Genomic DNA, 7,385 nt, shown 5'->3' with positions numbered 1-7,385 from the left:
ATGGCTTCGCCGCGAACCATGCTGCCATCAGCATGGGCGAGTATGGCTGGCTTAGTCTAGAAGAGCTCCCGTAAATAACGCATGAAAGGGCAATCGCAGGTTGTAAAAAAGCGGAGTGACGTATGGACACGTCACCCCGCTTCTTCACTGAATTATTCTGCGCGCTTTTAGTGGACACACTAAAGCTGTAGCTTACAGAAAAAGGCTTTTTTGGTCCACCGCTAAAGAGCCTAAAAGGCCGGAGAATGCGACAGGGCGTCGCGCGGTGTAGAAAAACCAGCGCAAACGGGCGTTTGCGCTGGGTAAAACAGTCAATCAATGCAGGTCGAGCACGTCCTGCATGTCATACAGACCCGGCTCGCGACCATCCAGCCACAACGCCGCACGCACCGCGCCTTTGGCAAAAGTCATGCGGCTGGAAGCCTTGTGCGTGATCTCCAGGCGCTCGCCCTCACAGGCGAACAGCACGGTGTGATCACCGACCACGTCACCACCGCGAACAGTGGCGAAACCAATGGTTTCCCGCTCGCGCGCACCGGTATGGCCTTCACGACCATAGACCGCGACCTTCTGCAGATCACGATCCAGCGCATCGGCAATCACTTCACCCATGCGCAGGGCAGTGCCCGAAGGCGCATCGATCTTGTGCCGGTGATGCGCCTCGATGATCTCGATGTCAGCATCATCGCCCAGCACCCGAGCGGTCATTTCGAGCAGCTTCAGCGACAGGTTGACCCCGACACTGAAGTTGGCCGCGAACACGATCGGAATATCCTTGCCCGCCTCGGCCAGCAATTGCTTCTGCGCAGCGTCGAGCCCGGTGGTGCCGATGACCATGGCCTTGCCCGCCTTGCGGCAGAACGCGAGGTTTTTCAGCATGACTTCCGGCAGGGTGAAATCGATCAGCACGTCGAACTCGTCAGCCACCGACTCCAGGTTGCCGGACAACGGCACCCCGATACGCCCCAGCGAAGCCAGTTCACCGGCGTCCACCCCGATCAGCGTACTGCCGGGACGAACGATCGCCGCGGTCAGGCCGGTCAGCGGCGCGCGCTGCTGCACGGCCTCGACCAGAATCTTGCCCATGCGCCCGGCGGCGCCCATCACAGCTATACGTCGCATGCCGACTCCTTACAGATCGCCGAAGAAGCGCTTCACACCATCGAACCAACCGGTGGTTTTCGGCGAGTGGCTGTTGTCGTCCGCCAGCGAGCTGCGGAATTCTTCGAGCAATTCGCGCTGACGACGATTCAGATTGACCGGCGTCTCGACCGCAACGCGGCACATCAAATCGCCCGCACCACCGCCACGCACCGGCGCCACGCCTTTACCGCGAACACGGAACTGCTTGCCGGTCTGGGTGCCTTCAGGAATTTTCAGTTTGACGCGACCGTCGAGGGTCGGGATTTCCAGTTCGCCGCCGAGCGCCGCATCAACAAAGCTGATCGGCACTTCGCAGAACAGATGTTTGCCGTCACGCTGGAAGATGTCGTGCTCGCGCACGTTGATCACCACGTACAGGTCGCCAGTCGGGCCACCTTGGGTACCCGCCTCGCCTTCGCCGGACAGACGAATGCGGTCGCCGGTATCAACGCCAGCCGGCACTTTGACCGAGAGGGTTTTGTACTCTTCGACACGACCGTCGCCGTGGCAGGAGTCGCACGGATCGGAAATGATCTTGCCCTGGCCATGGCAACGCGGGCAGGTCTGCTGCACCGAGAAGAAGCCCTGCTGCATGCGCACCTGACCGATGCCGCCGCAGGTCGGGCAGGTCGAAGGCGACGAGCCTTTCTTCGCCCCGGAACCATCGCATGGCTTGCAGTTGACCAGTGTCGGAACACGGATATTCACGGTGGTACCGCGCACCGCTTCTTCGAGATTCAGCTCCAGGGTGTAGCGCAGATCGCTGCCACGCTGGGCGCCGCCACGGGAACCGCCGCGACCGCCACCGAAGAAGTCACTGAAGACATCGCCAAAGATGTCCGAGAAATTCTGCCCGCCGAAACCGGCGCCACCGCCACCCATGCTTGGGTCGACGCCGGCATGGCCGTACTGGTCGTACGCCGCGCGCTTGCTCGAATCGGACAATACTTCGTAGGCCTCGTTGGCCTCTTTGAACAGTTCTTCCGACGCTTTGTCATCGGGATTACGGTCCGGGTGGTGCTTCATCGCGAGACGACGATAGGCCTTCTTCAGGTCCGCATCGCTTGAACCACGCTCAACACCCAACACTTCGTAATAGTCACGCTTTGCCATAATTCTTTTGCACTCTTGAGGACGTCCGGCAAACCCCTCCTGAGGATGGCCAAACTCGTTGAGCCCCAATACAGGCCCGGACCCAACTCACGTCAATTCAACGATCCTGGACTTTGTTTCGTTTGGTACTTGCGGCGCGAAAAGCAGGAGCATTCCCGGCCATACCAGCAGCATCCGCACCTTGTCGCATGCTGTAAAAATTCACGTATTCCAGATACGCCAACGCGGGAGCAAGCTCCCGCGCGGCGACATCCTACCAGTCACCGCCGCAAGGCAGTCAACCGGGCGACCAACAACTTACTTGTGGTCTTTGACTTCTTCGAACTCGGCATCGACAACATCGTCAGCCTTTTCAGCTTTCTCGTCGTGCGGTGCCGCGCCTTCAGCAGGCTGAGCCTGTTCGGCGTACATCTTCTGCGCAACCGGAGCCGAGACTTTCGACAGCTCTTCGATCTTCGCTTCGATGGCAGCCTTGTCGTCGCCTTTCACAGCGGCTTCCAGTGCAACCACGGCAGCTTCGATCGCGGTCTTCTCTTCAGCGCTGACCTTGTCGCCCGCTTCGGTAACCATTTTGCGAGTCGAGTGAACCAGTGCATCACCCTTGTTACGGGATTCAGCCAGCTCAGCGAACTTGCGGTCTTCCTCGGCGTTCAGCTCGGCATCGCGAACCATCTTCTGAATTTCTTCATCCGACAGACCGGAGTTGGCCTTGATGGTGATCTTCTGCTCTTTACCGGTCGCCTTGTCTTTCGCGCCGACGTGCAGGATGCCGTTAGCGTCGATGTCGAAGGTCACTTCGATCTGCGGCACGCCACGTGGAGCTGGTGGAATGTCGGCCAGGTCGAACTTGCCCAGGGATTTGTTCTGTGCAGCCTGCTTACGCTCACCTTGCAGGACGTGAATGGTCACGGCGCCCTGGATCGCAGCACCCATGGCAACGGCTTCGTCCGGGTTCACGTCTTTGCGAGCTTCTTTACCGAAGAAATCGGTCACCAATTTCTGCACCAGCGGCATACGGGTCTGACCACCGACCAGAATCACGTCGTTGATCGCGCCAACGTCGATACCGGCGTCTTTCATGGCGATACGGCAAGGCTCGATGGTGCGCTGAACCAGGTCTTCAACCAGGGCTTCGAGCTTGGCACGCGAGATTTTCACGTTCAGGTGCTTAGGACCGGTGGCGTCTGCAGTGATGTACGGCAGGTTGACGTCGGTCGACTGAGCGGACGACAGCTCGATCTTGGCTTTCTCAGCGGCTTCTTTCAGGCGCTGCATGGCCAGCGGGTCACCTTTGAGGTTCATGCCGCTTTCTTTCTTGAATTCGTCAACGAGGTAGTCGATCAGACGAATGTCGAAGTCTTCACCGCCGAGGAAGGTGTCACCGTTGGTGGCCAACACTTCGAACTGGTGCTCGCCGTCAACTTCAGCGATCTCGATAACGGACACGTCGAAAGTACCGCCACCCAGGTCGTAAACGATCACGGTGTGATCGCCCTTGGCCTTGTCCATACCGTAAGCCAGAGCAGCTGCGGTTGGTTCGTTGATGATACGTTTAACGTCCAGACCGGCGATGCGGCCGGCGTCTTTGGTCGCCTGACGCTGGCTGTCGTTGAAGTAGGCCGGAACGGTGATCACCGCTTCGGTCACAGGCTCGCCGAGGTAGTCTTCGGCGGTCTTCTTCATCTTCTTCAGGATTTCAGCCGAGATTTGTGGCGGCGCCATTTTCTGGCCGTTCACTTCAACCCAGGCGTCGCCGTTGTCAGCCTTGGCGATTTTGTACGGGACCATCTTGATGTCTTTCTGTACGACTTCTTCGTCGAACTTGCGACCGATCAGACGCTTCACCGCATACAGGGTGTTGTGCGGATTGGTCACTGCCTGACGCTTGGCCGACTGACCTACCAGGATTTCGCCATCGTTGGCGTAAGCGATGATCGACGGCGTGGTACGCGCGCCTTCAGCGTTTTCAATAACTTTGGCCTTGCCGTTTTCCAGCACGGAGACGCAGGAGTTGGTAGTCCCCAGGTCGATACCGATAATTTTGCCCATGTTCACTCTCCCGAAACTTTGGATTTGGTTGCCGCAGCAGTGGTGGCTAACTGCGGTAATACTTAAACGCTTGACTTCTAAATGGGGGCCTTGCGGCTAATTTCAAGCCTTCTCGTCAATCGAAGGCGAAATTGGCGCCGGCGCCTTGCTGACCACAACCATCGCCGGACGCAACAGGCGACCGTTGAGCTGGTAGCCCTTCTGGAACACCTTCAGAACGCTGTTCGGTTCTACGTCGGCGCTTTCCTGCATGGCCATCGCCTGATGGTGAACGGCGTTGAACGGTTCGCCATGCGGATCGATCGCTTCAAGCTGATAACGCTTGAGGGTGTCGTGGAACATTTTCAGGGTCAGCTCGATACCTTCGCGCATCGGACGGATGCTCTCGTCGTCCGGGCTCGACAGTTCGAGACCGCGCTCCAGGCTGTCGACGATCGGCAGCAAGTCACCGGCGAATTTCTCCAGCGCAAACTTGTGCGCCTTCTCGACATCCTGCTCGGCACGGCGGCGGACGTTCTGCAGATCGGCAGCTACGCGCAGCGACTGATCCTGCGCGGCGGCCAACTGCTCTTCGAGCACTTGTACACGGGTCGCCAGGTCGTCACCCGAAGTTTCGGGCGCCTGATTGGCTTCTGGATTTTGCGTATCTACTGTCTGTTCGTCAGCCATAGAATTCTCCTTTCAATTACGTCCGCGAGCTGTACTCGCGCTTCTGCCCCGATATATGGGGCCGCAAAATCAGGCTTCAAGGGCCTGCAACGATTACCCCTACAAAAAAGTGCTGCATTGTCATTCCTGCTCGAACTAAGCATTTGATCGGATCAAGCAAATCGAGCTAAGCGAGGGCATTGTCAGCCCGAAACAAAACACTGTATAAATAACCAGACCTAAAGCCTGGGAGCGGCCTTATGCTGGTGCACCTGTCCGTACATAACTACGCCATCGTTGAACATCTCGATCTCGAACTTGATCGCGGGATGAGCGTGATCACAGGGGAAACCGGCGCCGGCAAGTCGATCATGCTCGACGCCCTGGGCCTGACCCTCGGCGATCGCGCCGACAGTGGCGTGGTTCGCCCGGGCGCCGACAAGGCCGATATCCTGGCCACCTTCGATCTGGTCGATATTCCCGAGGCCCATGCCTGGCTGGCCGAGCGCGACCTCGAAAGCGACGGCCCGTGCATCCTGCGTCGGGTAATCACCGCCGAAGGCCGTTCGCGCGGCTACATCAACGGCACGCCCTGCCCGCTCGGCGATCTCAAGGCCCTCGGCGAACTGCTGATCGACATTCACAGCCAGCATGAACATCAATCGCTGCTGAAAACCGATACCCATCGCCGCCTGCTCGATGAATACGCCGGCGCCACCGATCTGGCCCGTCAGGTTCAACTCGCCGCGCAGCGCTGGCGCCAGACCCGCCAGGAGCTGGAGCGACTCTCCAATTCCGGCGACGAGCAACGCGCCCGTCACCAATTGCTCAGCTATCAGCTCGAAGAGCTGGAAAATCTCGGCCTCGGTGAAAACGAGCTGGAACAGCTGGAGCAGGAACACAAGAACCTGACCAACGCCGAAGCCTTGCTCGGCATTTGCCGACAAGTGGTCGAGCAGTGCAGCGAAAGCGATTCCGGCAACGTATTGAATGCATTGACCGCCAGCCTCAACCGTCTGTCGAGCGTGAACAACTCGGTGGGCGCACTGGGCGAAGCCAGCAGCCTGCTGACCAGCGCGCAGATCCAGGTCGAAGAAGCCGTGGGCGAGCTCAATCGCTTCCTCGACAACTTCGATGCCGATCCCGCGCGCCTGCAATATCTGGAAGAACGCCTCGACGCGATTTACACACTGGCCCGCAAACACCGGATCCAGCCAACTGAAGTCGCCGAGATGCAGCAGAAGCTGCTGGATGAGATCGAAACGCTCAACGCCAATGACGAATCCATCGAGCGCCTGGGCGAAGAGCTGGCCTCTTATGCCCGCCACTATCAAGAGAAGGCTCGAGAGCTGAGCGACTTGCGTCACCAGGCCGCCGGCAGCCTTGCCAGCGCCGTGGAGCAGGAAATCCAGCGCCTGGGCATGCCAGGCGGTCGCTTCACCATCGAATTGCGCGCCAACAGCAGCGATGAATTGCTGCCCAATGGTCTGGAACAGGTCGAACTGCTGGTCAGCGCCAACCCCGGCCAGCCGCTTAAGGCACTGGCCAAAGTGGCCTCCGGTGGCGAGCTGTCGCGGATCAGCCTGGCGATTCAGGTGATCACCGCGCAGACCTCACGGGTGCCAACCCTGGTATTCGATGAGGTGGACGTGGGTATCGGCGGGCCGACAGCCGAAATCGTCGGCCAGTTGTTGCGGCGCCTCGGCGATCGCGGGCAGGTGCTGACCGTGACGCACTTGCCGCAAGTGGCAGCGCAGGGTCATCAGCATTTGTTCGTGCACAAGGTTCGTGGCGAGCAGGCGACTCACACCGCCGTGTCCAAGCTGAGCAAGAACGACCGCATAGAGGAAGTGGCGCGGATGCTGGGCGGCATCGACCTGACCAAGGAATCTTTGGCTCACGCGAAAAAAATGGTGGTTACCGCAAAAGTTTAAGCACAGCAGAAAGCACGAAGGCGACCCTTGGGTCGCCTTCGTTCGTTTCGCGAACCTGAAATTCGCGCGACATGCTTACTTTTTCTTGCGTACGTACAGCACCAGATTGTGATCTACCAGATCGACACCGTGCTCCTCGGCGATTGCCTTCTGGAGCTTTTCGATTTCCGGACTGACGAATTCGACGACTTCACCGGTTTCCACATTGACCATATGGTCGTGGTGGCCACCGTCGGCCAATTCGAATACCGCGTGGCCACCGTCGAAGTTGTGACGGACCACGAGGCCAGCGGCTTCGAACTGGGTCAGAACACGGTAAACCGTGGCCAGACCGACGTCCTCGCCCGCTTCCATTAACGCCTTGTAGACGTCCTCGGCACTCATGTGACGCTGCTCGGTAGAGTCGAGCATTTGCAGGATCTTGACCCGTGGCATGGTCACTTTGTGGCGGTGTTTGCGTAGTTCGCTTTTTTCAACCATGGTGTGCTTTCTCGCGAT

At 58.9% G+C, this 7,385-nt stretch carries 6 protein-coding genes; 1 reads left to right on the top strand and 5 read right to left on the bottom strand.

Annotated elements, in window-relative coordinates:
* Positions 1-315: 315 nt before the first annotated feature.
* The 4 genes from dapB to grpE form a co-directional block, all read right to left on the bottom strand.
* A complete protein-coding gene (dapB, locus tag ACIOUG_RS26315) occupies positions 316-1,122 on the bottom strand; it encodes a 4-hydroxy-tetrahydrodipicolinate reductase (RefSeq protein WP_401069983.1) in 807 nt (268 codons plus the stop codon).
* Positions 1,123-1,131: 9 nt separating this feature from the next.
* Positions 1,132-2,256 (bottom strand): molecular chaperone DnaJ, encoded by a 1,125-nt coding sequence (gene dnaJ / locus ACIOUG_RS26310; RefSeq protein ID WP_003221522.1) that lies wholly within the window; start codon positions 2,254-2,256, stop codon positions 1,132-1,134.
* Positions 2,257-2,553: 297 nt separating this feature from the next.
* Positions 2,554-4,305: a molecular chaperone DnaK gene (dnaK, locus tag ACIOUG_RS26305; RefSeq protein WP_401069981.1), complete on the bottom strand. Its 1,752-nt coding sequence runs from the start codon at positions 4,303-4,305 to the stop codon at positions 2,554-2,556.
* A gap of 102 nt (positions 4,306-4,407) precedes the next feature.
* Positions 4,408-4,974 (bottom strand): nucleotide exchange factor GrpE, encoded by a 567-nt coding sequence (gene grpE, locus ACIOUG_RS26300; protein ID WP_007961425.1) that lies wholly within the window; start codon positions 4,972-4,974, stop codon positions 4,408-4,410.
* A 239-nt stretch (positions 4,975-5,213) separates the two neighbouring features.
* Here grpE and recN point away from each other — a divergent pair, with 239 nt between their 5' ends.
* The gene (gene recN / locus ACIOUG_RS26295) at positions 5,214-6,887 is read left to right on the top strand and encodes a DNA repair protein RecN (RefSeq protein ID WP_401069977.1); all 1,674 of its coding nucleotides are present in this window, start codon (positions 5,214-5,216) and stop codon (positions 6,885-6,887) included.
* A 75-nt stretch (positions 6,888-6,962) separates the two neighbouring features.
* On the opposite strand, the gene fur is transcribed toward recN, so the two are convergent.
* Positions 6,963-7,367: a ferric iron uptake transcriptional regulator gene (fur, locus tag ACIOUG_RS26290; protein WP_401069986.1), complete on the bottom strand. Its 405-nt coding sequence runs from the start codon at positions 7,365-7,367 to the stop codon at positions 6,963-6,965.
* Between the last annotated feature and the right edge of the window lie 18 nt (positions 7,368-7,385).

This window comes from Pseudomonas sp. NPDC087803 (assembly GCF_044742995.1).
In the GTDB taxonomy this organism is placed as follows: Bacteria; Pseudomonadota; Gammaproteobacteria; order Pseudomonadales; family Pseudomonadaceae; genus Aquipseudomonas.
This window is presented reverse-complemented; position numbering and strand designations above follow the sequence as displayed.